Source organism: Streptomyces sp. NPDC002566, assembly GCF_042889585.1.
GTDB lineage: Bacteria > Actinomycetota > Actinomycetes > Streptomycetales > Streptomycetaceae > Streptomyces.
Map to the genome: position 1 here is coordinate 153,749 of NZ_JBIARD010000004.1, position 25,546 is coordinate 179,294.

The window sequence follows — 25,546 nt, forward strand, 5'->3', positions numbered from 1 at the left end:
CGGGACCCAGGCGCCCAGCGTCTTGTGACGCCGGACGACGGTGTCTACGGCCTGCCCGCAGTCGGGACAGACGTGGTTTTCCCTGTCCATGTCCTCAGAGTAGGACGGTTCCCGCCGGCGTGAGTAGGTGTCGGCGGGCACCGCTCCCGCCGTCAGGTGCTGCGCCGGGTGACGAACTCCGCCAGGGACAGCAGGCCCGTCGCGGACTCCGGTTCCGGGACCGCCCGGGCCAGCTCGGACATCGCCCGGGCCATCCGGTCGGCCGCCTGCTCCTGCGCCCACTCGCGCCCGCCGGCCCGCTCCACGGCCCGCGTGGTGCGCTCCAGGTCCGCCGGGTCGTACGGCCTCGCGTACAGCTCGGCCAGTTCCGCGGCCGCCGGGGTGCCCGAGGTGAGCGCGGCGACCACGGGCAGGGACTTCTTGCGGGCGGCCAGGTCCGCGCCGGCCGGCTTGCCGGTGCGCCCGGGGTCGCCCCACAGGCCGATCACGTCGTCGATGAGCTGGAAGGCGAGCCCGGCCTGCCGGCCGAACGAGTCCAGCGCCTCGACGTCCTCCCCGGACGCCCCCGCGTACAGCGCGCCCATCGCGCAGGCGCAGCCGAGCAGCGCGCCCGTCTTCGCCTCGGCCATGACGAGCACCTCGTCGAGGGTGACCTCGGTGGGGTGCCGCTTCTCCAGCGCCGTGTCCGCCTGCTGCCCGGCGCACAGTTCGACCACGCAGGCCGCGAGGCGGGCGGCGGCCGCCGGTGACGCCGGGTGCCGGTCCTCGGCGAGCATGCCGAGGGCGAGCGCCTGGAGGGCGTCCCCGCCGAGGATCGCGTCGGCGTCGCCGAACACGGTCCAGGCGGTGGGGCGGTGCCGGCGGGTGGCGTCCCGGTCCATCACGTCGTCGTGCAGCAGCGTGAAGTTGTGGACCAGTTCCACCGCGGCGGCCGCGCGGACGGCCGCCGCACGGGCCGCCGGGCCGCCGAGCGCGGCGGCCGCGGCGAGGACCAGCGCGGGACGGATCGCCTTGCCGGCGTTGCCCGCGGCCGGAGTGCCGTCGGCGTGCTCCCAGCCGAAGTGGTAGAGCCCGATACGGCGCATCGAGCCGGGCAGCGATTCCAGTGCCGTGCGCAGGGCGGGGTCGACGACGGCCCGCGCGTCCTCCAGGATCGCCGCCGCCTCCTGCCCCTCGGCGGCGGCCGCCGGTGCGGCGCCGGGCACGCCCGGTGGGCCGCCGCCCGGCCGGCTCGCGGCGGAGGAACGCCGCTGCCGTGCCCCGCCCGGATGGGGCCTGGTCTCCGTCACTTCGGTCATGAGGTCCCCCTCGCAGGGTCCGCGGACGGTGGCGGCGCTACGGCCGCGCAACGCGTGCCCCCCGGACGCCCCCGCCCCCGGCGCGTCAGGGCCGGCGTGGTCACCGCCAGCGGCCGATCTCGACGTTCTCCAGGACGCCCAGCGCGTCCGGCACCAGCACCGCGGCCGAGTAGTAGGCCGTGACCAGGTACTTGATGATCGCCTGTTCGTTGATGCCCATGAACCGCACGGACAGGCTGGGCTCGATCTCGTCCGGGATGCCGGACTGGCGCAGCCCGATCACGCCCTGCTCCTGCTCGCCGAGACGCAGCGCGATGATCGAGCTGGTCCGGGCCTCGGTGACCGGGATCTTGTTGCACGGATAGATCGGCACCCCGCGCCAGGTCGGGATGCGGTTGCCGGCGATGTCGATCGTCTCGGGGACGAGCCCCCGCTTGTTCAGCTCGCGGCCGATCGCGGAGATCGTGCGCGGGTGGGCGAGGAGCATCTTCGTCCCGCGCCGCCTGCTGAGCAGTTCGTCCAGGTCGTCCGGGCTCGGCACGCCGTCGTGCGGCTGGAGCCGCTGGTCGTACTCGCAGTTGTGCAGGAGTCCGAACTCCCGGTTGTTGACGAGCTCGTGCTCCTGGCGTTCCTTGAGCGCCTCGACCGTCAGCCGCAACTGCTGCTCGGTCTGGTTCATGGGCTGGTTGTAGAGGTCGGCCACCCGCGTGTGGATGCGCAACACCGTCTGGGCGATGCTCAGTTCGTACTCGCGCGGCCGGGCGTCGTAGTCGACGAAGGTGTGCGGGATGTCGGCCTCTCCGGCGTGGCCGGCGGCGAGGTCGACGGACTTCTCGCCGTAGCGGTTGGTCTGCTGCGCGGGGATGGAGAGCAGCGAACGCAGGTGCGCGCGCAGGGAGTCGGCGCGCTCGGCGACCTGCTCGAAGTCGGCGCGGGTCAGCGTCAGCACCGTGCAGGTGGTGTCGGCGCGCGCGGTGTACTCCCAGATGGACTCGCCGTCCAGGAGTGCCTGGTCGCCGAAGTACGCGCCGTCGGCGAGGACGCCGAGGACCTGGTCGTCGCCGTAGGGGCCGGTGCCGATCTTCTCCACCCTGCCGTGCGCCAGCAGATGGACCTCGTCGGTCTGGCTGCCGAAGGAGGCGATGACCTGGCCCGGGGCGTACTCGCGCTGGCGGCAGCGCTGGGCCAGCTCGCCGAGCACCTGCTCGTCCTCGTAGGAGCGCAGCGCCGGCAGTTCGCCCAGTTCGGCGGGGATGACCTCGACGCGGTCGCCGGTCTTGACGAACGTGACCCTGCCGTCGCCGACCGCGTACGTCAGTCGCCGGTTCACCCGGTACGTGCCGCCCTGCACGTCCACCCAGGGCAGCGTCCGCAGCAGCCAGCGGGAGCTGATCTCCTGCATCTGCGGTGCGGACTTGGTCGTGGTGGCCAGGTTCCGCGCGGCCGCGGTGCCGAGGCTCTGCTGCGGCTTGCCCTGCTCGGCGCGGACCTCTTCGCCTACCGACATAAGGAATTGCCCTCCCGGTCATGCACGGACGCCGTGATGCGCCGATGCACTGTTTCGTCCGCAAGCCTTCCATCACGCAGGGTGCTCGTGCTATTACACGAACGAGGGGGAATGGATCACCGGGGGCCTGGGAAGAGCGCTTTCTCCGCCCGAACGATGTTCGACAATGGCCTGGTGACCAGCTCCCTTCCGTTCGATCCCGCCGCGCTGCGCCCCCGGCTGCCCTCGCCCGTGCAGGAGGTGTCCGACGAGCGCTTCGCCCGGCGCGGAGTGCGGCTGCGGCTCAAGCGGGACGACCTGATCCATCCGGAGCTGATCGGCAACAAGTGGCGCAAGCTGGCGCCGAACCTGGCCGCGGCGCGGGGGCGGACGGTGGTGACGTTCGGCGGCGCGTACTCCAACCATCTGCGGGCCACGGCCGCCGCCGGCCGGCTCCTCGGCCTGCCCACGGTGGGGGTGGTGCGCGGGGACGAGCTGGCGGACCGCCCGCTCAACCCCTCCCTGGCCCGCTGCGCCGCCGACGGGATGCGGCTGCACTTCGTCGACCGGGCGGCCTACCGCCGCAAGAACGAGCCGGACGCCCTCACGGCCCTTCTGCGCGCCGTCGGCGCCGAGGACGCTTACGTCGTCCCCGAGGGCGGCAGCAACGCGGCGGCCGTCCGCGGCTGCCTGGCGCTGGGCGAGGAGCTGCGGGGGCGCGGCGACGTCGTCGCCCTGGCCTGCGGCACCGGCGGCACCCTCGCCGGGCTGGCCGCCGGCCTCGGTCCCGGCCAGTCGGCGCTGGGCATACCCGTCCTCAAGGGGGGCTTCCTCGGCGACGAGGTCCGGGCCTTGCAGGCGGAGGCGTTCGGCGGGCCGCGCGGCCGGTGGCGGCTCGACGAGCGCTTCCACTTCGGCGGCTACGCGCGCGTGCCGGCCGCCCTCGACGCCTTCGCCGACGACTTCGAGCAACGGCACGCCCTGCCGGTCGAGCGCCTCTACGTCGCCAAGGCGCTGTACGCCCTGACCGCCCTCGCGGAGGAGGGCGCCTTCCCGCGTGGCGCCCAGGTCACGGCGGTGGTCACGGGCTCCCCGTTCCCCGCCTGACGTCATCCCGCTTCGCGGAAGGCGGCCGCCTCCTCCAGGTCGAGCCGGCGCAGCAGCGTGCGCAGCATCTCGTCGTCGATGTGGCGGCTGTCGCGGAGGCGGACGAACACCTCGCGTTCGGCGCTGATCATCTCGCGGGACAGCCGGCGGTAGGTGTCGTCGACGGTCTCGCCGGTGACCTCGTTGACCTGGCCGAGGCGCTCCCAGACGGCGTTGCGGCGGCGCTCCAGGACCATGCGCAGACGGTCGGCGAGGGGCGGGGGGAGGGCGTTGCGCTCGTCGGCGAGGAGGGCGTCCAGGCGTTCCTCGGCGACCCGGGAGGCCTGCGCCTGCGCGTTGGCCTCGGCGAGCGTGGCGGCCTGCGGGTCGACCGCGGGGAAGTTCAGCAGCCGGATCAGCGGGGGCAGGGTCAGCCCCTGCACGACCAGGGTGCCGATGACGGTGGTGAACGTCAGGAAGAGGATCAGGTTGCGGTGCGGGAAGGGCTCCGTGCCGTGGGCGATGGTGAGCGGGATGGAGAAGGCGATGGCGAGGGAGACCACGCCGCGCATGCCGGCCCAGGCGATGACGATCGGTCCCCGCCAGGTCGGGTTCTCCTCACGCGCGCGGATGCGCGCCGACAGCAGCCGCGGCAGGAAGGTCGCCGGGTACACCCACAGGAAGCGGGTGGCGACGACGACGAGGAAGAGGGCGACGGCGTACCAGGCGGCGTCCGGGCCCTCGTACGCGTCGAGCCCCTTCAGGACGACCTGGAGCTGCAGGCCGATCAGGGCGAAGACCGCCGACTCCAGGATGAAGGCGACCATCTTCCACACCGCTTCCTCCTGGAGGCGGGTGGCGAAGTCGACCTCCCACGCGCGGTGGCCGAGGTACAGGGCGACGACGACCACGGCGATGACGCCGGAGGCGTGGAACTGCTCGGCGGCGGAGTACGCGACGAACGGGATCAGCAGGGACAGCGTGTTCTGCAGCAGCGGGTCCTTCAGGTGCGTGCGCAGCCAGTGCAGCGGCACCATCAGGATGAGCCCTACGGCGGTGCCGCCGACCGCCGCGACCAGGAACTCCTCGATGCCGCCGGCCCAGGACGCGCCCGTGCCGACGACGACCGCGAGGGCCACCTTGTAGGCGGTGATCGCGGTGGCGTCGTTCAGCAGGGACTCGCCCTGGAGGATGGTGGTGATCCGCGAGGGCAGTCCGAGCCTGCGGGCCACCGCGGTCGCCGCGACCGCGTCCGGCGGGGCGACCACCGCGCCCAGCACCAGCGCGGCGGCCAGCGGCAGGCCGGGGATGAGCAGGTGGGCGGCGTAGCCGACGGCGACCGTGGCGAACAGGACGTATCCGACCGAGAGCAGCGCCACCGGCCGCAGCTGCGCGCGCAGGTCCAGGTAGGAGCTGTCGGTGGCGGAGGTGTACAGCAGCGGGGGCAGCAGCAGCGGCAGGACGATGTGCGGGTCGAGGGTGTAGTCGGGGACGCCCGGCACGAACGACGCGGCCAGGCCGACCGCCACCAGGAGCAGCGGGGCGGGCACCGGGGTGCGCCGGGCCGCCCCGGCGATCGCCGCACTGCCCGCCACCAGCAACAGCAGTGGCATCACGTCCATGTCGTCCCGCCCTCGATTTTCCGCGCGGTCGCCCGCGCGCGCGTCGTAACCTGGCAATCATGAAACAGTGCACGCACGCCGACGCGCTGCCGCACCCCCCACCGGACCCGCTCGGCGAGACCTGTCCGGAGTGCCTGCACGACGGCACCCACCCGGTGCAGTTGCGGCTGTGCCTGACGTGCGGGCACGTCGGTTGCTGCGACTCCTCGCCGGGCCGCCACGCGACGGAGCACCACAAGGAGTCGGGCCACCCGATCATGCGGACGTTCGAACCGGGTGAGAACTGGCGCTGGTGCTTCGTCGACCACGTCCTCGTGTGAGCGCAGCATGCCCGTCGAACCTCGCAGGTCGTGGCCCGATCCGCCCCTCGGCGGCCGGGCCGTCCAGCGGGTACGGTTCGAGCATCTGACGCATGGGTACGTCAACCCGGCGCGCCCTGTTCCCATTTGGGCCGGGCAGACCCCTAGACACGGAGCGTGTTCACAGGTTTACTGTGAGTGACGCCATGGGGTTGGGGTCCCGGGACAGGAGACTTGAGAGCGCGATAGCGTCACCGCTGCACCACACACGCGTTACCCCGGGGGGTGACCCTCGGCCCTGAAAAGCTTGTACCACCTTGGAGGTGAGGGTGTCCCAGATCGCAGGCGAGCCCGCGACCCAGGACTTCGTGGAAGTCCGGCTGCCGGCTGCGGGTGCCTACCTGTCGGTGCTGCGGACGGCCACGGCCGGCCTCGCGGCCCGTTTGGACTTCACCCTGGACGAGATCGAGGACCTGCGCATCGCGGTGGACGAGGCGTGCGCGATCCTGCTCCAGCAGGCCGTGCCGGGTTCCGTCCTCAGCTGTGTCTTCCGCCTGGTCGACGACTCACTTGAGGTCACCGTCTCGGCCCCGACCACGGACGGCCACGCCCCCTCGCGGGACACCTTCGCCTGGACCGTGCTGTCCGCCCTCGCGGGCAAGGTCTCCTCCGCCGTGGACGAGGACAAGACCGTTTCGATCAGCCTCTACAAACAACGCGGCGCGGGACCCGGGCCGGCGTGAGGAACGGGGACGGGCCGGTGCGGGACGAAGAGCGCGGCACACGGGGGCTGCCTGCCGAGGGCGCCGGGGCGCCTGTCTCCTCGGACGGCTCCCGGCGCATGGGTGTCGACGGCATTCCCGAGCAGGCACGGCCGCATCCGGAGGACGACCAGCCCTCCGCGGGGGCCGGCCTGGCGGGCGGTGCCGTGCAGGAGCCGTCTCGGGAGAGGCGGATCGGGGGTACCCCCGGCCGGGCTGAGACAAAGGCTCGACAGAGGGCGACGGGCGGGACGATGAGCGAGCACGAGCGAGACGACGAACAGGGCGTGCCAGGCGCGCGGCACGAGCCTCAGCGCCGCGAGCCCCACCAGCGCGAGCCGCAGGACCGCAGCGGCGCGCGGGCGCTCTTCGTCGAGCTGCGCGGACTGAAGGACGGCAGCCCGGAGTACGCGGAGCTGCGCAACCGGCTGGTCCGCATGCACCTGCCGCTCGTCGAGCACCTCGCCCGCCGCTTCCGCAACCGCGGCGAGCCGCTGGACGACCTCACCCAGGTCGCCACCATCGGACTGATCAAGTCGGTCGACCGCTTCGACCCGGACCGCGGCGTGGAGTTCTCCACGTACGCGACCCCGACGGTGGTCGGCGAGATCAAGCGGCACTTCCGCGACAAGGGCTGGGCGGTGCGGGTGCCGCGCCGGCTCCAGGAGCTGCGCCTCGCGCTGACGACGGCGACCGCCGAGCTGTCGCAGCTGCACGGCCGCTCCCCCACCGTCCACGAACTGGCCGAGAAGCTGGCGATCTCGGAGGAGGAGGTGCTGGAGGGCCTGGAGTCCGCCAACGCCTACTCCACGCTGTCGCTGGACGTCCCCGACACCGACGACGAGTCCCCGGCGGTCGCCGACACGCTCGGCGCGGAGGACGAGGCGCTGGAGGGCGTGGAGTACCGGGAATCGCTGAAGCCGCTCCTGGAGGACCTCCCGCCCCGCGAGAAGCGGATCCTGCTGCTGCGCTTCTTCGGGAACATGACGCAGTCGCAGATCGCGCAGGAGGTCGGCATCTCGCAGATGCACGTCTCGCGTCTGCTGGCGCGCACACTGGCCCAGCTGCGGGAGAAGCTCCTCGTCGAGGAGTGAGGACTACTTCTCCTCGTCGCCGCCACCGGCGTTCTTGCCGGGCCCCCGGATCCCGAGGGCCCGGGTCGTCTCGGGGTTGACGAGCAGGACGAGAGCGGAGACGGCGACGACGGCGAGGGCGATGCCCGCCGGGATCGCCATGCTCTCGGCCTGGAGCAGGTTGTAGGCGACGGGCAGCGCCAGGATCTGCGTGATCACGGCCGGGCCCCGGCTCCAGCCCCGGCGGCCCAGCAGCCCGCGGGCGGCCAGCAGCGGCAGCAGCGCGAGCACCGCCAGCGTCACCCCGCCGGTGACCGCCTGGCTCCGGTCGTCGGGATCGCCGGCCACCCCGAGGACGAGGATCCACACCCCGCCGACGAGCAGCGCCAATCCCTCCAGGGCGACGAGGCCGGCGGCATACGTCAGACGACGCGGGCGCGGGCCTGCGGTTTCCGGCACGACGGGCTTCTGCTCACCACTCACCCCCGAAGCGTATCCGCGGCGGACCCGGGCCCGTGGTGAGGGTCACGGCGGGAACTCTCACCGATCCCTTGATCGGCCTGTGCCCCGGTACCACCCAGTAGGTACGCTGCGGACCATGCGTGCACTTCTCGTCGTCAATCCGGCTGCAACGACCACCAGTGCACGGACGCGTGACGTCCTCATCCACGCGCTCGCCAGCGAGATGAAACTCGACGCCGTCACCACCGAGTACCGCGGGCACGCCCGGGATCTCGGACGGCAGGCGGCGCGCAGCGAGGACATAGACATGGTCGTCGCCCTGGGCGGCGACGGCACGATCAACGAAGTGGTCAACGGCCTGCTGCACGACGGGCCCGCTCCCGAGCGCCTGCCCGGCCTCGCCGTGGTCCCCGGCGGCTCCACCAACGTCTTCGCCCGCGCCCTCGGCCTGCCCAACGACCCGGTGGAGGCCACCGGCGTACTGCTGGACGCGCTGCGCGAGGGCAGGGAGCGCACGGTCGGCCTGGGCCTGACCTCCGGAACCCCGGGTACCGAGGACGAGGCGGTGCCGGCCCGCTGGTTCACCTTCAACGCCGGGCTCGGATTCGACGCCGGGGTCGTGGGCCGTGTGGAACAGCACCGCGAACGCGGCAAGAAATCCACACACGCTCTTTACGTGCGCCAGGCCATGCGCCAGCTTCTCGGCGAACCGCAGCGCCGGCACGGCACGATCACTCTGGAACGGCCGGGCGCGGATCCGGTGACCGATTTGGTGCTGTCCATCGTCTGCAACACGGCTCCGTGGACCTATCTGGGCAATCGCCCGGTGTACGCGTCGCCTAAGGCTTCGTTCGACAGCGGGCTCGACGTATTCGGTCTCAGCCGTCTGTCCACCGCCGCGGTTGTCCGGTATGGCACCCAGTTGCTCACTTCGTCCCCCGAGCGGGGCCCCCATGGCAAGCACGCCGTCTCATTGCACGATCTGGACCGCTTCACCTTGCATTCGAAGGCGCCTCTGCCCCTGCAGATGGACGGTGACCACCTGGGGCTGCGAACCAGCGTGACGTTCACAGGCGTACGCCGTGCACTGCGTGTGATTGTGTGAGCAGAACTGGCTAAAGTCCTTTCACTCGAACGTTTAGGCCAGGATCCACCCCATGGAAGTACGGCTGTGACCTAGTCGACACCGAGGAATCAAAAAAAACTTTCCGGAAGGGGTTGTATCCGCCGCTGAGGTTTGCGAGTCTCTACGTGGCGATCGGGACAGCCCGCAACACCGGCATCCACTGATCACCGGAACCCCTCTACAAACACCAGGACCCACGCCGGGGAAACCCGGCTGGTGGCCCTTCACTTGTTGAGGGATTCGTGAAAGCGTTCACATTCACAAGCAACCTGCACGTAATACCAAGGAGAGGTAGCAGCCATGGACTGGCGTCACAACGCCGTTTGCCGCGAGGAAGACCCCGAGCTGTTCTTCCCCATCGGCAACACCGGTCCTGCGCTGCTGCAGATCGAGGAAGCCAAGGCCGTCTGCCGTCGCTGCCCCGTTATCGAGCAGTGTCTGCAGTGGGCGCTCGAGTCCGGCCAGGACTCCGGCGTCTGGGGTGGTCTCAGCGAGGACGAGCGCCGTGCCATGAAGCGCCGCGCCGCCCGCAACCGGGCCCGTCAGGCCTCCGCCTGACAACACCCGCCCCGCACAGCCTGAGCTTGGCGGCGCGTACACCGCGTACGCTTCTCCCGCCCCCGAGCCGCAGCGCGCAGTACCCCCGATGCGCAGCACAAGCTGGCAACGAGCATTCGAGCCCCGGACCCCTGAGCGGTCCGGGGCTTCTTGCTGTGCACGGCCAGTGCGGTTCAGGGCGCTCACATTCCGTCAGCAGCGCCCACCCAGGGGGGAGTTCACCCCCGGCAGCTCACTTCTGCGCCTGCACCGGGATGTCCAGGATCACCCGCGTGCCGCGCTCCGGCGCCGGGACCATGTCGAAGGCGCCGCCCAACTCCCCCTCCACCAGCGTCCGTACGATCTGCAGGCCGAGGTTGCCCGAGGTGTGCGGGTCGAACCCGGCGGGCAGGCCCACGCCGTCGTCCTGGACGGTGACCAGGAGGCGGGCCTCCTTGGTGGTGCCGCCGCGCACCGCGGTGACCTCGACCGTGCCGGTCTCGCCCTCGCGGAAGCCGTGCTCCAGGGCGTTCTGGAGGATCTCGGTGAGCACCATGGACAGCGGGGTGGCGACCTCCGCGTCCAGGATGCCGAAGCGCCCGGTGCGCCGGCCGACGACCTTGCCCGGGGAGATCTCCGCGACCATCGCGAGGACGCGGTCGGCGATCTCGTCGAACTCCACGCGCTCGTCCAGGTTCTGGGACAGCGTCTCGTGGACGATGGCGATCGAGCCGACGCGGCGGACCGCTTCCTCCAGGGCCTCCCTCCCCCGCTCCGACTCGATGCGCCGGGCCTGGAGCCGCAACAGGGCCGCGACCGTCTGGAGGTTGTTCTTCACCCGGTGGTGGATCTCCCGGATGGTCGCGTCCTTGGTGATCAACTCACGTTCGCGCCGGCGCAGTTCGGTGACGTCCCGGAGCAGGACCAGTGAACCGATGCGGGTGCCCTTGGGCTTGAGGGGGATCGCGCGGAACTGGATGACGCCGTCGTGGGCCTCGATCTCGAACTCGCGGGGCGCCCAGCCGCTGGCCACCTTGGCGAGCGCCTCGTCCACCGGGCCGCGGGTGGGGGCGAGTTCGGCGGTGGTCCGGCCGAGGTGCTGGCCGACCAGGTCGGAGGCGAGCCCCATCCGGTGGTAGGCGGAGAGCGCGTTCGGGGAGGCGTACTGGACGATGCCGTCGGCGTCCAGGCGGATCAGTCCGTCGCCGACGCGGGGCGCGGCGTCCATGTCCATCTGCTGGTCGGGGAAGGGGAACGCGCCGGCCGCGATCATCTGTGCGAGGTCGGAGGCGCTCTGGAGGTAGGTGAGCTCCAGCCGGCTCGGGGTGCGCACGGTGAGCAGGTTGGTGTTGCGGGCGATGACGCCGAGGACGCGGCCGTCGCGCCGGACCGGGATCGACTCGACGCGGACGGGGACCTCCTCGCGCCACTCCGGGTCGCCCTCGCGCACGATCCGGCCCTCGTCGAGGGCGGCGTCCAGCAGGGGGCGGCGGCCCCGCGGGACGAGGTGGCCGACCATGTCGTCCTGGTAGGAGGTGGGGCCGGTGTTGGGGCGCATCTGGGCGACGGAGACGTAGCGGGTGCCGTCTCGGGTGGGGACCCACAGGACCAGGTCGGCGAAGGAGAGGTCGGAGAGCAGCTGCCACTCCGAGACCAGCAGGTGGAGCCACTCGAGGTCGGAGTCGTCGAGTGCGGTGTGCTGGCGTACGAGTTCGTTCATGGAGGGCACGTGTGCGAGCGTACCCGCGGGAGTGGAGGGCCCGGAAAACACCCGCGGGCCGCGGCGCCTGGGAGGGACCCTCAACCCTCCCGGCACCGCAGCCCGGAGCAATCTCGGCCGCTGGGGTGTGCGGTCCCGGTCGGCCGAAGGTGAGGATCCGGGGCAGTCAGGGCAGAGAGCTCCGGTCCTCGGTCCGCCTTCCTGTGCGGGGAAGGCGGAAGCTGTGGCAATGGTGTGCCCACCCCGCAGCCTAGCCTGTGCGGGTTCCCGAGCGGGCCGGATGTGCGGGGCAATTTCTCCGGACGCACCCCTCGCGGCCGTGTCGCGCGGCACGCCCCTCTGATAAATTGGTCTAAACCACATGTCACACCACGTCAGATCTCCCCAGAACGGCAGGCCCAGCGTGGAAGTAGTCATCGTTCCGGACGCCGCCGCGGGCGGCGAGCTCATCGCCGAGGCCATGGCGCGACTCCTGCGGCGCAAACCCGACGCCCTGCTGGGCGTGGCCACCGGTTCCACCCCCCTGCCGGTCTACCAGGCGTTGACGGCGAAGGTGCGCGCGGGAGCCGTGGACGCCTCGCGGGCCCGGATCGCCCAGCTCGACGAGTACGTGGGGCTGCCCGCCGACCACCCGGAGTCCTACCGTTCGGTCTTGCGCCGGGAGGTGCTGGAGCCGCTCGGCATCGAGATGGACGCGTTCCTCGGCCCCGACGGCACGGCCGAGGACGTGCCGGGGGCGTGCGAGGCCTACGAGCGGGCGCTCGCCGAGGCGGGCGGGGTCGATCTGCAGTTGCTCGGGATCGGTACCGACGGGCACATCGGCTTCAACGAGCCGTGCTCCTCGCTGGCCTCGCGCACCCGGATCAAGACGCTGACCCAGCAGACCCGGATCGACAACGCGCGCTTCTTCGGCGGCGACGTCGAGCAGGTCCCGCACCATGTGATCACCCAGGGCATCGGGACGATCCTGGAGGCACGGCATCTGGTGCTGCTGGCCACGGGCGAGGGCAAGGCGGACGCGGTGGCGGCGACCGTCGAGGGCCCGCTCGCGGCGGTCTGCCCGGCCTCCGCGCTGCAACTCCACCCGCACGCCACGGTGGTCGCGGACGAGCCCGCGGCGTCCAAGCTGAAACTGGCGGACTACTTCCGCCACACCTACGCCGACAAGCCGTCCTGGCAGGGGATCTGACCCTGCCGCCCGGTCAGCGGGGGCCCGTCAGGGCCTCGGCGGCCGCCTGGGCGCACACCCTCGCCGCTCCGTGGGTGGCCACATGGAGGGCTCCTCGCGGCGGGGACTGGGGCACGCCCATCTCCACCACGATCGTGTCCGGGCGGGCTGCCAGAAGGGCGTCCAGGGCCTTCGCCATCCAGGGGTGGCGGTGCTCGTCGCGCACCACGGCGACGATCCGGCGCTCCCCCGCCGCCGCCGACGCCGCCCGCCCCGCGTCCTCGCCGGTGAAGCCGCCCGTCCGGGTGCCGGGCAGCAGCCGGGCCAGTTCCGCGGCCAGGCCCCAGGGCGTCTCGTCGCCGACGGCGATGTTGGCGACCGGGGTGAGGGCGGCGACGTAAGGCGCCTCGGTGAGCGGGGTGAAGCCCTCCGCCCCGGTGACGCGGAGCGCGCGGCGGGCCGCGTCCAGGCCGACGCCGGCGCGCGTCACCTCCCGCGGGGACGGGGGCACGGCCCGCGCCGAAGCCGTCCAGCGGGCCAGCGCCCGCACCCGTTCCGCCGCGTCCGCGAGGCGTTCCTCGGGCAGCTCTCCCGCGCGGACGGCCGTGACGAGGGCGTCGCGCAGGCGCCGTACCGTCGCGTCGTCGGCGAGGCCGCCGCCCACGCAGATCGCGTCCGCGCCGGCCGCGACCGCGAGGACGCTGCCGCGCTCGATCCCGTACGTCGCGGCGACGGCCCGCATCTCCATGCCGTCGGTGACGATCAGGCCGTCGTAGCCGAGTTCGCCGCGCAGCAGATCGGTCAGGACGCGCCGGGACAGTGTCGCCGGGCGGTCCGGGTCCAGGGCGGGGACGAGGATGTGGGCGCTCATCACGGCCCGGCTGCCGGCGGCGACGGCCGCGTGGAAGGGGGCGAGCTCACGCCCGGCCAGCACCTCGGGGGCGGCGTCGACGCGGGGCAGTGCCAGGTGGGAGTCGACGGCCGTGTCGCCGTGGCCGGGGAAGTGCTTGGCGCAGGCGGCGACGCCCGCGGACTGCAGGCCGGTGACATAGGCGGAGGTGTGCCGGGCGACCAGGTCGGGGTCGGCGCCGAAGGAGCGGACGCCGATGACCGGGTTGCGGGGGTCGGAGTTCACGTCCGCCGACGGGGCCCAGTTGAGGGTGACCCCGCAGTCGGCGAGCCGGCGGCCGAGCTCCCGGGCCACCTCCCGGGTCAGTTCCACGTCGTCGACCGTGCCCAGCGCGAGGTTGCCGGGGAAGCTGGAGCCGGTCCGCACTTCCAGGCGGGTGACGTCACCGCCCTCCTCGTCGATCGCGACGATCACGTCCTCGCGTTCTGCCCGCAACCGCGCGGTCAGCGAGGCCAGTTGCCCGGGCGAGGCGACGTTGCGGCCGAACAGGCCGACCGAGGCGAGGCCTTCGCCGAGGCGGCGGAGCAGCCAGTCGGGGGCGGTGGTCCCGGGGAAGCCGGGCTGCAGGACGGTGAGCGCGTCCCGGGTGAGGGCGTCGGTGCCGCTCGTGAGTGTCGTCATCGGGGCGTCATCCCTTCACGGCGCCCGCGGTCAGACCCGCGGCCATCTTCCGCTGGACGAGGAGGAACAGGACGACGATGGGTACGGCCATCATGGTGGCGCCGGCCATCATCGGGGCGTACTCGGTGCCGTGCTTGGTGGTGAAGTTGCCGAGCCAGACGGTCGCGGTCTGGTTCTTCTGGCTGAGGAGCATCAGGGCGTAGAGGTACTCGTTCCAGGCCTGGATGAAGGCGTAGACCGAGGTGGCGACCATGCCGGGGGCGAGCAGCGGGAAGACGACGCGCAGGAAGGCGCCGGTGCGGGAGCAGCCGTCGACCATCGCGGCCTCCTCCAGCTCCTTGGGGATGTTGACGATGAAGCCGCGCAGCGTCCACACGGTGAACGGCAGGACGAAGGTCAGGTAGGTGACGACCAGGCCGGTCAGCCGGTCGTACTGGCCGAGGTCGTTCAGCAGCAGGAAGACCGGGATGATCATGGCGACCAGCGGGACCATCTGGACCGCGAGGATGCCCACGATCACGATCTTGCGGCCGCGGAAGGCGAACCGGGAGATCGCGAGCGCGGCCAGCATGCCGACCACGATGCCGATGGTCACGACCGCGAGGGAGACGACCAGACTGCGGCCGACCGGGCCCCAGAAGTCGGAGATGTCCAGCGCCCGGCCGAAGTTGGCGAGCGTCAGCCCGGTCGGCAGCAGGCTCGGGTCGGGGTCGATGGCGTCCTTGGCGGGCTTGAACGCCGTGTTGAGCATCCAGTAGACGGGGAAGCCGGCGACGGCGAAGACGAGGAGACCGAGGAGGTTCCAGCCGAGTTTCGGCCTCCGGCGCGTCTCGGTGACGCTGCTCATTCGACCTCTCCGATCTTCAGCATCTGACGCATGTAGACGGCGACCACACCGAGCAGCAGGACCACGGTGATGAGGGCGATCGCGGAGCCCTGCGCGTAGTCGTTGACGACGAAGGCGCGGTCGTAGGAGTAGGTGGTGAGGAGCTGGAACTCGGCCTCGGGGTGGCCGTTGCGCATCACGAAGACCTGTGGGAAGACGCCCATGTCCCAGATGACCGACAGGGTCGTGAGCATCACGATGATCGGCTTGAGGACGGGCAGGGTGACGTACCGGAAGACGCCCCACGAGCCCGCGCCGTCCAGCCGGGCGGCCTCCTCCAGCTCGGCGGGGACCTGGGTGAGACCGGCGCTCAGGGTGATCACCACGAAGGGCACGGCTCCCCACACCACCAGGAGCATGATCACGGCCAGGCCCTGCGGCCCGCTCGCGAACCAGTTGTGGCCGATCAGCTCGACGCCGGGCAGCTTGCTGAGCAGCGCGTTGAGAATGCCGTAGTCGGCGTCGAAGAGCCATTTGAAGACGGTGGTGGCGACGATGATCGGCATCCCCCAGCTGGCCACCAGCGCGATGTTGACCAGGGTCTTCACCCAGCCGGAGACCCGCTGGAGCAGCAGCGCGATCAGCATGCCGGCGACCATCGTGAAGATCACGCAGCCGGCGGCGAAGACGACCGTGCGGACGACGACCTGCCAGAACTCCCCGTCGTCCAGCACGTTCGTGAAGTTGGCGAAGCCGACCGACTCCGCGGGCTGGAAGCCCCACAGCTGGGACTGCCCGAACTTCTGGAACGACAGGGTGACCAGGCGGACCAGCGGATAGCCCATGACGAGGGCGAGGACCAGCAGACAGGGCGCGAGCAGCAGCCAGGGAGCGGCGGTGCCGGATCGGCGTCCTGCGGGCGGCTGCTCGGCGACGGCCGGCGGTGGTGGCGCTTGGCGCGGCGGCGGCGCCTTGGCGGTGGTGGTCGTGTCTGCGGCACTCATCGGCGCGCTCCTCAGCGGTCCCTCGGTCGTACTGAGGCGGGGCCCCGCCCGCTGCCCGGCGGCGGGGCCCCGCTCTCGCCGGTCACTTAGTGTTGATGACCTTGTCGATGGCGGCGTCCGCCTCCTTCGCGGCCTCCTCGACCGTCTTCTTGCCGGTGCCGATGCTCTGGAGCATGGTCTGGAGGATCTGGGCCTTCTCGACCTGGCCCCAGCCGGGGGCCATCGGGACGAACCAGTTGGACTCGGCGGCGGTGGCCGGGACCGCCGTGGCCGCGTCGTTCTTCAGCGTGGCGAGGTCGGTCTTGTTGTTGGGCAGGTTGCCCTTGGCCATCAGGCCCTTCTGGCCGGCGGGTCCGGTGAAGGCGTTGATCCACTCGGCGGCGAGGGCCCGCGCGTCGGACTTCACCGGCACGGCGAGGTCGGAGCCGCCCAGGAAGACGGGGAGGTTCTTCCCGGACGGGCCGGGCATCACGAAGTTCTCGAGGTTGCCCTTGAGCTTGCCGCTCTTGTCGTTCTCGGGGGCCTCCGCGGTCGCGCCCTCCCAGGCAGCGCCGAAGATCATGCCGGACTTGCCCTGGCCGTAGACGATGTAGCGGTCGGACTCGTCCTTGGTCTTGTCGCCGTGCATGTACTTGTCGACGACGTTCTTGAACTCGGTGAGGCCCTTGACGGACTCGGGGGAGGACAGGTTCGCCTTCCACTCGCCGCCCGACTCGACGGCGATCGAGCCGCCGGCGTCGTAGACGAAGGACATGGCGGCGTACCAGTCGCGGGTGGGCTGGTACCAGGCGCTGAACTTGCCGCCCTCCTTCTTCTGGAGTCTGTCCAGGGCGGCGGTCAGCTCGGCGTAGGTCTTGGGGGCGGCCTTGACTCCGGCGGAGGCGAAGAGGTCCTTGCGCCAGTTGCCGACGCGGCCGCCGGCGTAGTACGGGACGCCGTAGGTCTTGCCCTCGTAGGAGACCGAGGCCTTGAGGCCGTCCAGCCAGGCGGAGGAGTTGTCGAACGCGGAGGCGTCGAGCGGGGCGAAGGCTCCCTTGACCATGTAGCCGAGCATCTCGGTGTTGCCCATCTCGACCACGTCGGGGGTCTTGTCGGTGGCGAGGACCGCGTCGAGCTTGGCGTTCTTGTCGGGCCAGCCGTAGTACTCGTGGGTGATCTTCACACCGGGGTGCTTCTTCGCCACGGCGGCGTCGGCGGCCTTCACCAGGTCCGGCCAGTTGTTCTGGGCGTCGACCGTGAGCCAGACCGTCAGTTCGCCGGCCTCGGATCCCTTGTCCGCCCCGCTGTCCTTGCCGTCCCCGCACGCCGCGACGGAGACCGTCATGCCCGCGATGCAGATCGCGGCTGCCAGCTTGCGCTTCACGCCACCCTCCTCAGGGATGCTGCGAACCCCCCTGCCTCCCGTGGTGAACGTGGGGCCGGGACCTGGACCAATGGTGTAGACCAGTGCGCCGAGCCTGGCGCAGGCCCACAGCGGTGTCAAGGGTGGCGGAAAAGCGTTTGACCAGCCGTTATGGGACCTACATATGAAGGAACCTTTAAGTAAGAAGCCCTTGAAAACACGGCTCGCATGGCATGCTGAGCCGCTAGACCACTTGCCGTATGGACTAGACCAGCAAGGGTCGCGACGGTATACAGAGGGATCACGGATCGACGCGGCGCACGGCGCGGCGTCGCCGCATCAGATGCGACCCGCATCCGGAGCCGGAAGGCAGGCCATGAGCACCGACGTCAGCAGTGCGGAGAACGAGGGTGGGGCGACCGTCCGCACCGCGCGCGTGCCCAAGTACTACCGCCTGAAGAAGCACCTGCTCGACATGACGCAGACGCAGGAGCCCGGCACGCCGGTGCCGCCCGAGCGGACGCTCGCGGCCGAGTTCGACACCTCGCGCACGACAGTGCGCCAGGCCCTGCAGGAACTGGTCGTCGAGGGCCGGCTGGAGCGCATCCAGGGCAAGGGCACGTTCGTCGCCAAGCCCAAGGTCTCCCAGGCGCTGCAACTCACCTCTTACACCGAGGACATGCGCGCCCAGGGTCTCGAACCCACCTCGCAGCTCCTCGACATCGGCTACATCACCGCCGACGACACCCTCGCCGGCCTGCTCGACATCACCGCGGGCGGGCGCGTGCTGCGCATCGAGCGGCTGCGCATGGCCAACGGCGAGCCGATGGCGATCGAGACGACCCACCTGAGCGCGAAGCGCTTCCCGGCCCTGCGCCGCTCGCTCGTGAAGTACACGTCCCTGTACACCGCGCTCGCCGAGGTCTACGACGTCCGTCTCGCCGAGGCCGAGGAAACCATCGAGACCTCCCTCGCCACACCGCGTGAGGCCGGTCTGCTCGGCACCGACGTGGGGCTGCCCATGCTGATGCTCTCCCGGCACTCCCTGGACAAGGAGGGCGAACCGGTGGAATGGGTGCGCTCGGTGTACCGGGGAGACCGCTACAAGTTCGTCGCACGGCTCAAGCGGCCGCAGGACTGATCGCGGGCGCCGCGGGAAGACTGGGACCGATATCCGGACGGGGTCTTCCGCTGGGCTTTATCCGTCACCTACATTGCCTGCGCGTTTGCACAGGTGATCAACAAGGGGACGGAGTCGCCTGAATGTCGGAAGCCCCAGAGGTGTCGAGAGGTCCTGTGGTGACGCCCGTGCGCGTCGTCATCGGTCTCTGCTTGTTCGCGCCCTTCGTGGCGATGCTGTGGGTCGGTTCGTACGCCGAGGTGGAACCGGCGGTCGCCGGGATCCCCTTCTTCTACTGGTACCAGATGCTGTGGGTGCTGATCTCCACCGCGCTCACGATGACCGCGTACAAGCTGTGGCAGCGTGACCAGCGCTCCCGCGGCGCCGGCGGGAGCCGGGACGGGGGTGCGGCGAAGTGAACGACGGCGTGAACGGCGTCGCGCTCGCCGTCTTCATCTTCTTCTTCCTGGCCGTCACGGTCATGGGTTTCCTGGCCGCGCGCTGGCGCAAGGCCGAGAACGAGCACAGCCTCGACGAATGGGGCCTGGGCGGCCGGTCGTTCGGAACCTGGGTCACCTGGTTCCTGCTGGGCGGCGACCTGTACACCGCGTACACCTTCGTCGCCGTCCCGGCGGCGATCTACGCGGCGGGCGCGGCGGGCTTCTTCGCGGTGCCCTACACGATCCTGGTGTACCCGCTGATCTTCACCTTCCTGCCGCGGCTGTGGTCGGTGTCCCACAAGCACGGGTACGTGACGACCTCGGACTTCGTGCGCGGCCGGTTCGGCTCGAAGGGGCTGTCGCTGGCGGTCGCCCTGACCGGCATCCTCGCCACGATGCCGTACATCGCGCTCCAACTCGTCGGCATCCAGGCCGTACTGGACGTGATGGGCGTCGGCGGCGGCGAGGACACCAACTGGTTCGTCAAGGACCTGCCGCTGCTGATCGCGTTCGGCGTGCTGGCCGCGTACACCTACTCCTCGGGACTGCGGGCCCCGGCGCTCATCGCGTTCGTGAAGGACACGCTGATCTACATCGTCATCGCGGTGGCGATCATCTACATCCCGATCAAACTCGGCGGTTTCGACGAGGTGTTCGCCAAGGCGGGCGACGCGTTCAGCCAGACCAACCCCGCGACCGGCAAGCCCCGCGGGGCCCTGGTGCCGACCGAGGCGGGCCAGTGGACGTACGCCACGCTGGCCCTCGGCTCCGCGCTGGCGCTGTTCATGTACCCGCACTCGATCACCGCGACGCTGTCCTCGCGCAGCCGAGAGGTGATCCGGCGCAACACCACGATCCTGCCGCTGTACTCCCTGATGCTGGGGCTGCTCGCACTGCTGGGCTTCATGGCCATCGCGGCCGGCGTCAAGGTCACCAACGGGCAGCTGGCGATCCCGCAGTTGTTCGAGGACATGTTCCCGGACTGGTTCGCGGGCGTGGCCTTCGCGGCGATCGGCATCGGCGCGCTGGTGCCGGCGGCGATCATGTCGATCGCGGCGGCGAACCTGTTCACCCGCAACATCTACAAGGACTTCATCAAGCCGGACGCCACGCCGAAGGAGGAGACGCGGGTCTCCAAGATCGTGTCCCTGCTGGTGAAGGTGGGCGCGCTGGTCTTCGTCCTCACCATGGACAAGACGGTCGCCATCAACTTCCAGCTGCTGGGCGGCATCTGGATCCTGCAGACCTTCCCGGCCCTGGTCGGCGGTCTGTTCACCCGCTGGTTCCACCGGTGGGCGCTGCTCGCCGGCTGGGCGGTGGGCATGGTCTACGGCACCTTCGCCGCGTACGGCGTCGCCTCCCCGACGCAGAAGCACTTCGGCGGCTCCGCCAAGGAGATCCCCGGCATCGGCGAGATCGGCTACATCGGTCTGACGGCGTTCGTGCTCAACGTCGTCGTCACGGTGGTCCTGACGTTCGTCCTGAAGGCAGTGAAGGCCCCCGACGGCGTCGACGAGACGTCCCCGGCGGACTACACGGCGGACGCGGGCGACCCGGGCGTGCAGGTGGAGCTCCCGCCGGCGACGGCGGGTACGAGCCACTGACGCGGGGCGAGCGCCCCCGCCCCGGCAGCGGTGCCGGGGCGGGGGCGCTCGCCTTCTCCGGCCCCGCCGGAATCCGCACGCCACCCGGACGGATCACTCTCCTCACCTGCCGGCTGACGCTCTGGAGCCGCCACGACACAACATCTGGGGGTGGCGTGGCGGGCGAGCACAAGATGTATGCTCGTGCTCGCTGTCGCCGCAGGGGAATCCGGTGCGAATCCGGAACTGTCCCGCAACGGTGTACTCGTGCCTCACCGCACGCCAGTCCAGTCCGAGGACCTGCCGGCAGCGCGTCCGGCCCATCCGGTCCGGACGCCCGACGTCCGGGCCTCGCGGAGTGGGCCGGTGGACGCGACGCCGTGCGCGCTCGTGTGCCGCCCCCTGCCCTCCGCCAGGCCCCGCCGAGCGAGGGAGAGCCCCACGTGACCATCGCGCCAGCCGGTCCGGCTTCAGCAGTCACCCCCGTGGAGGACGACGGTCCCGGCGCCGCACTGCTGCGGACCCTGACCGAGCTGACCGCCGACCTGCCCGCCGCCGACCCCGGACGGGTCGCCGCCGCCGCGCTGCGCGGCCGCTCCGCCCGGGGCAGCCACGAGGAGGTCCTCGCGGAGCTGCGCGAACTGGCCACGGAGGCCGCCGCGGGCCTGATCTCCGAGGACCCCGCCTACTCCCGGCTGGCCGCCCGGCTGCTGACCATCGGCATCCGCGCGGAGGCCGCCTCCCAGGGCGTCACCTCGTTCACCGAGTCGATCGCCGTGGGCCACCGCGAGGGCCTGATCGCCGACCGCACCGCCGAGTTCGCCCGCCTCCACGGCCGCCGCCTCGACGCGCTGGTCGACACGGAGGCCGACGACCGCTTCGGCTACTTCGGGCTGCGCACCCTGCACAGCCGCTACCTGCTGCGCCACCCGATCACCCGCAAGGTCGTCGAGACGCCCCAGCACTTCCTGCTGCGCGTCGCCGCCGGTCTCGCCGAGGACGACACCCCCCGCGCGGTCGACGAAGTCGCCGCGCTGTACGGCCTGATGAGCCGCCTCGACTACCTGCCGTCCTCCCCCACCCTCTTCAACTCCGGTACGCGGCACCCCCAGATGTCGTCCTGCTACCTCCTCGACTCCCCGCTGGACGAGCTGGACTCCATCTACGACCGGTACCACCAGGTCGCCCGCCTCTCCAAGCACGCCGGCGGCATCGGGCTGTCGTACTCCCGCATCCGCTCCAGGGGTTCGCTGATCCGCGGCACCAACGGGCACTCCAACGGCATCGTCCCGTTCCTGAAGACGCTGGACGCCTCGGTCGCCGCCGTCAACCAGGGCGGCCGGCGCAAGGGCGCGGCGGCGGTCTACCTGGAGACCTGGCACTCCGACATCGAGGAGTTCCTGGAGCTGCGGGACAACACCGGTGAGGACGCCCGCCGTACGCACAACCTGAACCTGGCGCACTGGATCCCGGACGAGTTCATGCGCCGCGTGAACGCGGACGCCGAGTGGTCGCTGTTCTCCCCCGCCGACGTGCCCGAGCTGGTCGACCTGTGGGGCGACGAGTTCGACGCCGCCTACCGCAAGGCCGAGGCGGACGGTCTGGCGAAGAAGACCATCCCGGCCCGTGAGCTGTACGGCCGGATGATGCGCACCCTCGCGCAGACCGGCAACGGGTGGATGACCTTCAAGGACGCCGCCAACCGCACCGCCAACCAGACGGCGGAGCCGGGGCACGTCGTGCACTCCTCCAACCTGTGCACGGAGATCCTGGAGGTCACCGACGACGGGGAGACGGCGGTCTGCAACCTGGGGTCGGTCAACCTGGGCGCGTTCGTCGACACGGCGACCGGCGACATCGACTGGGAGCGGCTGGACGGCACCGTCCGCACGGCGGTCACCTTCCTCGACCGCGTCGTCGACATCAACTTCTACCCCACCGAGCAGGCGGGCCGCTCCAACGCCCGCTGGCGTCCGGTGGGCCTGGGCGCGATGGGCCTCCAGGACGTCTTCTTCAAGCTGCGGCTGCCCTTCGACTCCCCCGAGGCCAAGGCGCTCTCCACGCGCATCGCCGAGCGGATCATGCTCGCCGCGTACGAGGCCTCCGCCGACCTCGCCGAGCGGAACGGCCCGCTGCCCGCCTGGGACAAGACCCGCGCCGCACGCGGGGTGCTGCACCCCGACCACTACGGCGTGGAGTTCACCTGGCCGGAGCGCTGGGCGGCCCTGCGCGAGCGGATCGCCTCCGTCGGCATGCGCAACTCCCTGCTGCTGGCCATCGCGCCGACCGCGACGATCGCCTCGATCGCGGGCGTCTACGAGTGCATCGAGCCGCAGGTGTCCAACCTGTTCAAGCGCGAGACGCTGTCCGGCGAGTTCCTCCAGGTCAACTCCTACCTGGTGCAGGACCTCAAGGCGCTGGGCGTCTGGGACGCCCGCACGCGTGAGGCGCTGCGCGAGTCGGGCGGCTCGGTGCAGGAGTTCGCGTGGATCCCGGCCGACGTGCGCGCTCTGTACCGCACGGCGTGGGAGATCCCGCAGCGCGGCCTGATCGACATGGCCGCCGCCCGCACCCCGTACCTGGACCAGGCGCAGTCGCTGAACCTGTTCCTGGAGACGCCGACGATCGGCAAGCTCTCCTCGATGTACGCGTACGCGTGGAAGTCGGGTCTGAAGACCACGTACTACCTGCGCTCGCGCCCGGCGACCCGTATCGCCCGCGCGGCCGGCTCCCAGGGCCCCGCGAAGACCGTCCCCGTCCAGCAGACGCCCGCCGAAGACGCCGTCGCCTGCTCCCTGGAAAACCCCGAGTCCTGCGAGGCCTGCCAGTGATGACCACCCAGAACCTTCTCGACCCCGGCTTCGAGCTGACTCTGCGCCCCATGCGCTACCCGGACTTCTACGAGCGCTACCGGGACGCCATCAAGAACACCTGGACCGTGGAGGAGGTCGACCTCCACTCGGACGTGGCCGACCTCGCGAAGCTGTCGCCGGCCGAGCAGCACCTCATCGGCCGGCTGGTCGCCTTCTTCGCGACGGGCGACTCGATCGTGGCGAACAACCTGGTGCTGACGCTCTACAAGCACATCAACTCCCCGGAGGCGCGCCTGTACCTGTCGCGCCAGCTCTTCGAGGAGGCCGTGCACGTCCAGTTCTATCTGACGCTGCTGGACACCTACCTCCCGGACCCGGAGGACCGGGCGGCCGCCTTCGCGGCGGTGGAGAACATCCCCTCCATCCGGGAGAAGGCCGGGTTCTGCTTCAAGTGGATGGACTCAGTCGAGAAGCTGGACCGGCTGGAGACCCAGGCCGACCGCCGCCGCTTCCTGCTGAACCTGATCTGCTTCGCCGCGTGCATCGAGGGCCTGTTCTTCTACGGCGCCTTCGCGTACGTCTACTGGTTCCGCAGCCGGGGTCTGCTGCACGGTCTGGCCACCGGCACCAACTGGGTGTTCCGCGACGAGACCATGCACATGAGCTTCGCGTTCGACGTGGTGGACACGGTCCGCAAGGAGGAGCCGGAGCTCTTCGACGACGAGCTGAGGCAGCAGGTCACCGACATGCTGTCGGAGGCCGTCGAGGCCGAGCTGCAGTTCGCGCGCGACCTGTGCGGCGACGGCCTGCCGGGCATGAACACCGACTCGATGCGCCAGTACCTGGAGTGCGTCGCGGACCAGCGGCTGGTCCGGCTCGGCTTCGCCCCGGTGTACGGCTCGGAGAACCCCTTCTCCTTCATGGAGCTCCAGGGCGTTCAGGAGCTGACCAACTTCTTCGAGCGCCGGGCCTCGGCGTACCAGGTGGCCGTGGAGGGCACGGTCGACCTCGACGAAGACTTCTGAGCCTTCTGACCCTTCAGCTGACGGTCGATCCGGCGTTCGTGGGCCAGTCCCACGAGCGCCGGACCCGCGAGGAGGAGGAACAGGACGAGGACCGGGAGGTAAGCGGTGAGTGCGTTCATGAGGTAAGCATCGTGCGCGGCTGACACTCCTGACAGTGGCAGGACTGCCGCATGACTTCGATTTCCTGCCACTTCCCGTCCCCTCCGGCCGGGTTCCGGGGGACACTGGCCGCATGCTGAAGAACGTGGCCGCGGTCCTCCTCGACGGTGTGCACCCCTTCGAACTCGGCGTGGTCTGCGAGGTGTTCGGCATCGACCGCAGCGACGACGGGCTGCCGGTCTACGACTTCGCGGTCGCCTCGGCCGAGGGGCCGACGCTGTCGACCCACGCGGGCTTCACCCTGCGTACCGAACACGGCCTGGAGCGGCTGGAGAGCGCCGACCTGATCGCCGTGCCGGCCGGGGAGACCTACGCCGCCCGGGAGTTCCCGCCCGAGCTGCTCGACGCGCTGCGCCGGGCCGTCGACCGGGGCACCCGGGTGCTCAGCGTCTGTTCGGGCGCGTTCGTCCTGGCCGCGGCCGGGCTCCTGGACGGCCGGCGGTGCTCGGTGCACTGGCGGCACGCGGAGCAGCTGGCCCGGCAGTACCCGCGCACGACCGTCGAGCCGGACGTGCTCTACGTCGACGACGAGCCGGTCATCACCTCGGCCGGCACGGCCGCCGGCATCGACGCCTGTCTGCACATCGTGCGCAAGGAGCAGGGGCCCGAGGTCGCCAACGGGATCGCCCGCCGGATGGTCGTGCCGCCGCACCGGGACGGCGGCCAGGCCCAGTACATCGAACGGCCGCTGCCCCGCTCGTCCTGCGACACCGTCGGCGAGGTGCTGGTCTGGATGGAACGGCACCTCGACGAGGACGTCACGGTCGAGCAGCTCGCGGCCCGCGCGCACATGTCGCCGCGCACCTTCGCCCGCCGCTTCCAGCAGGAGACCGGAACCACCCCCTACCGCTGGATCCTGCGGCAGCGGGTGCTGCTCGCCCAGCGTCTGCTGGAGGCGACGGACGACACGGTCGACGCGATCGCCTGGCGCACCGGCTTCGGCACGGCGGCCGCGCTGCGGCACCAGTTCGTGCGGGCACTGGGCACCACTCCCAACGCCTACCGGCGCACGTTCCGCGGCCCCGAGGCCGCGTGAGCGCACGCCGGTGGCTCACGGGTGGCCTG

Annotated in this window: 22 protein-coding genes and 1 riboswitch; of the genes, 13 read left to right on the plus strand and 9 right to left on the minus strand. The window is 71.0% G+C overall.

Annotated elements, in window-relative coordinates; all coding sequences use genetic code 11:
• Positions 1-152 precede the first annotated feature (152 nt).
• Together ACFYXA_RS17905 and ACFYXA_RS17910 are read right to left on the minus strand one after the other, a co-directional pair.
• A complete protein-coding gene (locus ACFYXA_RS17905; RefSeq protein ID WP_389035052.1) occupies positions 153-1,289 on the minus strand; it encodes a family 2 encapsulin nanocompartment cargo protein polyprenyl transferase in 1,137 nt (378 codons plus the stop codon).
• A 109-nt stretch (positions 1,290-1,398) separates the two neighbouring features.
• The gene (locus ACFYXA_RS17910) at positions 1,399-2,805 is read right to left on the minus strand and encodes a family 2B encapsulin nanocompartment shell protein (RefSeq protein ID WP_352250366.1); all 1,407 of its coding nucleotides are present in this window, start codon (positions 2,803-2,805) and stop codon (positions 1,399-1,401) included.
• Between the two features lie 156 nt (positions 2,806-2,961).
• On the opposite strand from ACFYXA_RS17910, the gene ACFYXA_RS17915 reads away from it, so the two are divergent.
• Positions 2,962-3,891, plus strand: coding sequence for a 1-aminocyclopropane-1-carboxylate deaminase/D-cysteine desulfhydrase (locus ACFYXA_RS17915; protein ID WP_389033716.1), 930 nt, complete (start codon positions 2,962-2,964; stop codon positions 3,889-3,891).
• A 2-nt stretch (positions 3,892-3,893) separates the two neighbouring features.
• Here ACFYXA_RS17915 and ACFYXA_RS17920 read toward each other — a convergent pair whose 3' ends face one another.
• A complete protein-coding gene (locus tag ACFYXA_RS17920) occupies positions 3,894-5,492 on the minus strand; it encodes a Na+/H+ antiporter (RefSeq protein ID WP_352250370.1) in 1,599 nt (532 codons plus the stop codon).
• 59 nt (positions 5,493-5,551) lie between these two features.
• Between ACFYXA_RS17920 and ACFYXA_RS17925 the strand changes: the two genes are divergently transcribed.
• From ACFYXA_RS17925 to ACFYXA_RS17935, 3 genes are all read left to right on the plus strand, one after another.
• Positions 5,552-5,812 carry a UBP-type zinc finger domain-containing protein gene (locus ACFYXA_RS17925; protein ID WP_352250372.1) on the plus strand — a complete coding sequence of 87 codons (261 nt, stop codon included), beginning with the start codon at positions 5,552-5,554 and terminating at the stop codon, positions 5,810-5,812.
• Between the two features lie 308 nt (positions 5,813-6,120).
• Positions 6,121-6,534, plus strand: a complete 414-nt coding sequence (locus ACFYXA_RS17930) for an anti-sigma regulatory factor (protein WP_004925829.1) — start codon at positions 6,121-6,123, stop codon at positions 6,532-6,534.
• A complete protein-coding gene (locus tag ACFYXA_RS17935; protein WP_352250374.1) occupies positions 6,531-7,646 on the plus strand; it encodes an RNA polymerase sigma factor SigF in 1,116 nt (371 codons plus the stop codon). Before ACFYXA_RS17930 ends, ACFYXA_RS17935 begins: the two co-directional genes overlap by 4 nt.
• A gap of 3 nt (positions 7,647-7,649) precedes the next feature.
• On the opposite strand, the gene ACFYXA_RS17940 is transcribed toward ACFYXA_RS17935, so the two are convergent.
• Positions 7,650-8,108, minus strand: coding sequence for a hypothetical protein (locus tag ACFYXA_RS17940; RefSeq protein ID WP_351095074.1), 459 nt, complete (start codon positions 8,106-8,108; stop codon positions 7,650-7,652).
• Between the two features lie 115 nt (positions 8,109-8,223).
• On the opposite strand from ACFYXA_RS17940, the gene ACFYXA_RS17945 reads away from it, so the two are divergent.
• A complete protein-coding gene (locus tag ACFYXA_RS17945; RefSeq protein WP_352250376.1) occupies positions 8,224-9,192 on the plus strand; it encodes a diacylglycerol kinase family protein in 969 nt (322 codons plus the stop codon).
• Positions 9,193-9,513: 321 nt separating this feature from the next.
• On the plus strand, positions 9,514-9,771 hold the full coding sequence (locus ACFYXA_RS17950; RefSeq protein ID WP_003992873.1) for a WhiB family transcriptional regulator: 258 nt from the start codon (positions 9,514-9,516) through the stop codon (positions 9,769-9,771).
• 232 nt (positions 9,772-10,003) lie between these two features.
• On the opposite strand, the gene ACFYXA_RS17955 is transcribed toward ACFYXA_RS17950, so the two are convergent.
• Entirely contained in the window at positions 10,004-11,470 is a 1,467-nt protein-coding gene (locus ACFYXA_RS17955) for a PAS domain-containing sensor histidine kinase (RefSeq protein ID WP_352250440.1), read from the minus strand.
• 403 nt (positions 11,471-11,873) lie between these two features.
• Between ACFYXA_RS17955 and nagB the strand changes: the two genes are divergently transcribed.
• Positions 11,874-12,659: a glucosamine-6-phosphate deaminase gene (nagB, locus tag ACFYXA_RS17960; RefSeq protein ID WP_352250378.1), complete on the plus strand. Its 786-nt coding sequence runs from the start codon at positions 11,874-11,876 to the stop codon at positions 12,657-12,659.
• Between the two features lie 13 nt (positions 12,660-12,672).
• Here the strand turns inward: nagB and ACFYXA_RS17965 are convergent, their stop codons facing one another.
• The 4 genes from ACFYXA_RS17965 to ACFYXA_RS17980 form a co-directional block, all read right to left on the minus strand.
• Positions 12,673-14,169: a glycoside hydrolase family 3 protein gene (locus ACFYXA_RS17965; protein WP_352250380.1), complete on the minus strand. Its 1,497-nt coding sequence runs from the start codon at positions 14,167-14,169 to the stop codon at positions 12,673-12,675.
• Positions 14,170-14,176: 7 nt separating this feature from the next.
• Positions 14,177-15,016 (minus strand): carbohydrate ABC transporter permease, encoded by an 840-nt coding sequence (locus ACFYXA_RS17970; RefSeq protein WP_352250382.1) that lies wholly within the window; start codon positions 15,014-15,016, stop codon positions 14,177-14,179.
• Positions 15,013-15,999, minus strand: coding sequence for a carbohydrate ABC transporter permease (locus tag ACFYXA_RS17975; protein ID WP_389033726.1), 987 nt, complete (start codon positions 15,997-15,999; stop codon positions 15,013-15,015). Before ACFYXA_RS17975 ends, ACFYXA_RS17970 begins: the two co-directional genes overlap by 4 nt.
• Before the next feature lie 82 nt (positions 16,000-16,081).
• Entirely contained in the window at positions 16,082-17,362 is a 1,281-nt protein-coding gene (locus ACFYXA_RS17980; RefSeq protein WP_389033729.1) for an extracellular solute-binding protein, read from the minus strand.
• 355 nt (positions 17,363-17,717) lie between these two features.
• On the opposite strand from ACFYXA_RS17980, the gene ACFYXA_RS17985 reads away from it, so the two are divergent.
• From ACFYXA_RS17985 to ACFYXA_RS18010, 6 genes are all read left to right on the plus strand, one after another.
• Positions 17,718-18,482, plus strand: a complete 765-nt coding sequence (locus tag ACFYXA_RS17985) for a GntR family transcriptional regulator (RefSeq protein WP_352250388.1) — start codon at positions 17,718-17,720, stop codon at positions 18,480-18,482.
• Positions 18,483-18,604: 122 nt separating this feature from the next.
• Positions 18,605-18,880, plus strand: coding sequence for a DUF3311 domain-containing protein (locus ACFYXA_RS17990; RefSeq protein WP_130443663.1), 276 nt, complete (start codon positions 18,605-18,607; stop codon positions 18,878-18,880).
• Positions 18,877-20,505, plus strand: coding sequence for a monocarboxylate uptake permease MctP (mctP, locus tag ACFYXA_RS17995; RefSeq protein ID WP_389033734.1), 1,629 nt, complete (start codon positions 18,877-18,879; stop codon positions 20,503-20,505). The genes ACFYXA_RS17990 and mctP overlap by 4 nt, the downstream gene beginning before the upstream one ends.
• A gap of 164 nt (positions 20,506-20,669) precedes the next feature.
• Positions 20,670-20,807: riboswitch (cobalamin riboswitch) on the plus strand.
• A 120-nt stretch (positions 20,808-20,927) separates the two neighbouring features.
• Complete coding sequence (locus ACFYXA_RS18000; RefSeq protein ID WP_389033737.1) at positions 20,928-23,315, plus strand: ribonucleoside-diphosphate reductase subunit alpha; 2,388 nt, start codon at positions 20,928-20,930, stop codon at positions 23,313-23,315.
• A complete protein-coding gene (locus ACFYXA_RS18005) occupies positions 23,315-24,322 on the plus strand; it encodes a ribonucleotide-diphosphate reductase subunit beta (protein ID WP_352250395.1) in 1,008 nt (335 codons plus the stop codon). Before ACFYXA_RS18000 ends, ACFYXA_RS18005 begins: the two co-directional genes overlap by 1 nt.
• 232 nt (positions 24,323-24,554) lie before the next feature.
• The gene (locus ACFYXA_RS18010; RefSeq protein WP_352250397.1) at positions 24,555-25,517 is read left to right on the plus strand and encodes a helix-turn-helix domain-containing protein; all 963 of its coding nucleotides are present in this window, start codon (positions 24,555-24,557) and stop codon (positions 25,515-25,517) included.
• The last annotated feature ends 29 nt before the right edge of the window (positions 25,518-25,546 follow it).

Coding starts and splice junctions, on each gene's coding strand:
- ACFYXA_RS17910 (WP_352250366.1), bottom strand. CDS start 2,805: ATGTCGGTAGGCGAAGAGGTCCGCGCCGAGCAGGGCAAGCCGCAGCAG.
- ACFYXA_RS17915 (WP_389033716.1), top strand. CDS start 2,962: ATGTTCGACAATGGCCTGGTGACCAGCTCCCTTCCGTTCGATCCCGCC.
- ACFYXA_RS17920 (WP_352250370.1), bottom strand. CDS start 5,492: ATGGACGTGATGCCACTGCTGTTGCTGGTGGCGGGCAGTGCGGCGATC.
- ACFYXA_RS17925 (WP_352250372.1), top strand. CDS start 5,552: ATGAAACAGTGCACGCACGCCGACGCGCTGCCGCACCCCCCACCGGAC.
- ACFYXA_RS17945 (WP_352250376.1), top strand. CDS start 8,224: ATGCGTGCACTTCTCGTCGTCAATCCGGCTGCAACGACCACCAGTGCA.
- ACFYXA_RS17950 (WP_003992873.1), top strand. CDS start 9,514: ATGGACTGGCGTCACAACGCCGTTTGCCGCGAGGAAGACCCCGAGCTG.
- ACFYXA_RS17955 (WP_352250440.1), bottom strand. CDS start 11,470: ATGAACGAACTCGTACGCCAGCACACCGCACTCGACGACTCCGACCTC.
- ACFYXA_RS17965 (WP_352250380.1), bottom strand. CDS start 14,169: ATGACGACACTCACGAGCGGCACCGACGCCCTCACCCGGGACGCGCTC.
- ACFYXA_RS17970 (WP_352250382.1), bottom strand. CDS start 15,016: ATGAGCAGCGTCACCGAGACGCGCCGGAGGCCGAAACTCGGCTGGAAC.
- ACFYXA_RS17975 (WP_389033726.1), bottom strand. CDS start 15,999: ATGAGTGCCGCAGACACGACCACCACCGCCAAGGCGCCGCCGCCGCGC.
- ACFYXA_RS17985 (WP_352250388.1), top strand. CDS start 17,718: ATGAGCACCGACGTCAGCAGTGCGGAGAACGAGGGTGGGGCGACCGTC.
- ACFYXA_RS17990 (WP_130443663.1), top strand. CDS start 18,605: ATGTCGGAAGCCCCAGAGGTGTCGAGAGGTCCTGTGGTGACGCCCGTG.
- ACFYXA_RS18005 (WP_352250395.1), top strand. CDS start 23,315: ATGACCACCCAGAACCTTCTCGACCCCGGCTTCGAGCTGACTCTGCGC.
- ACFYXA_RS18010 (WP_352250397.1), top strand. CDS start 24,555: ATGCTGAAGAACGTGGCCGCGGTCCTCCTCGACGGTGTGCACCCCTTC.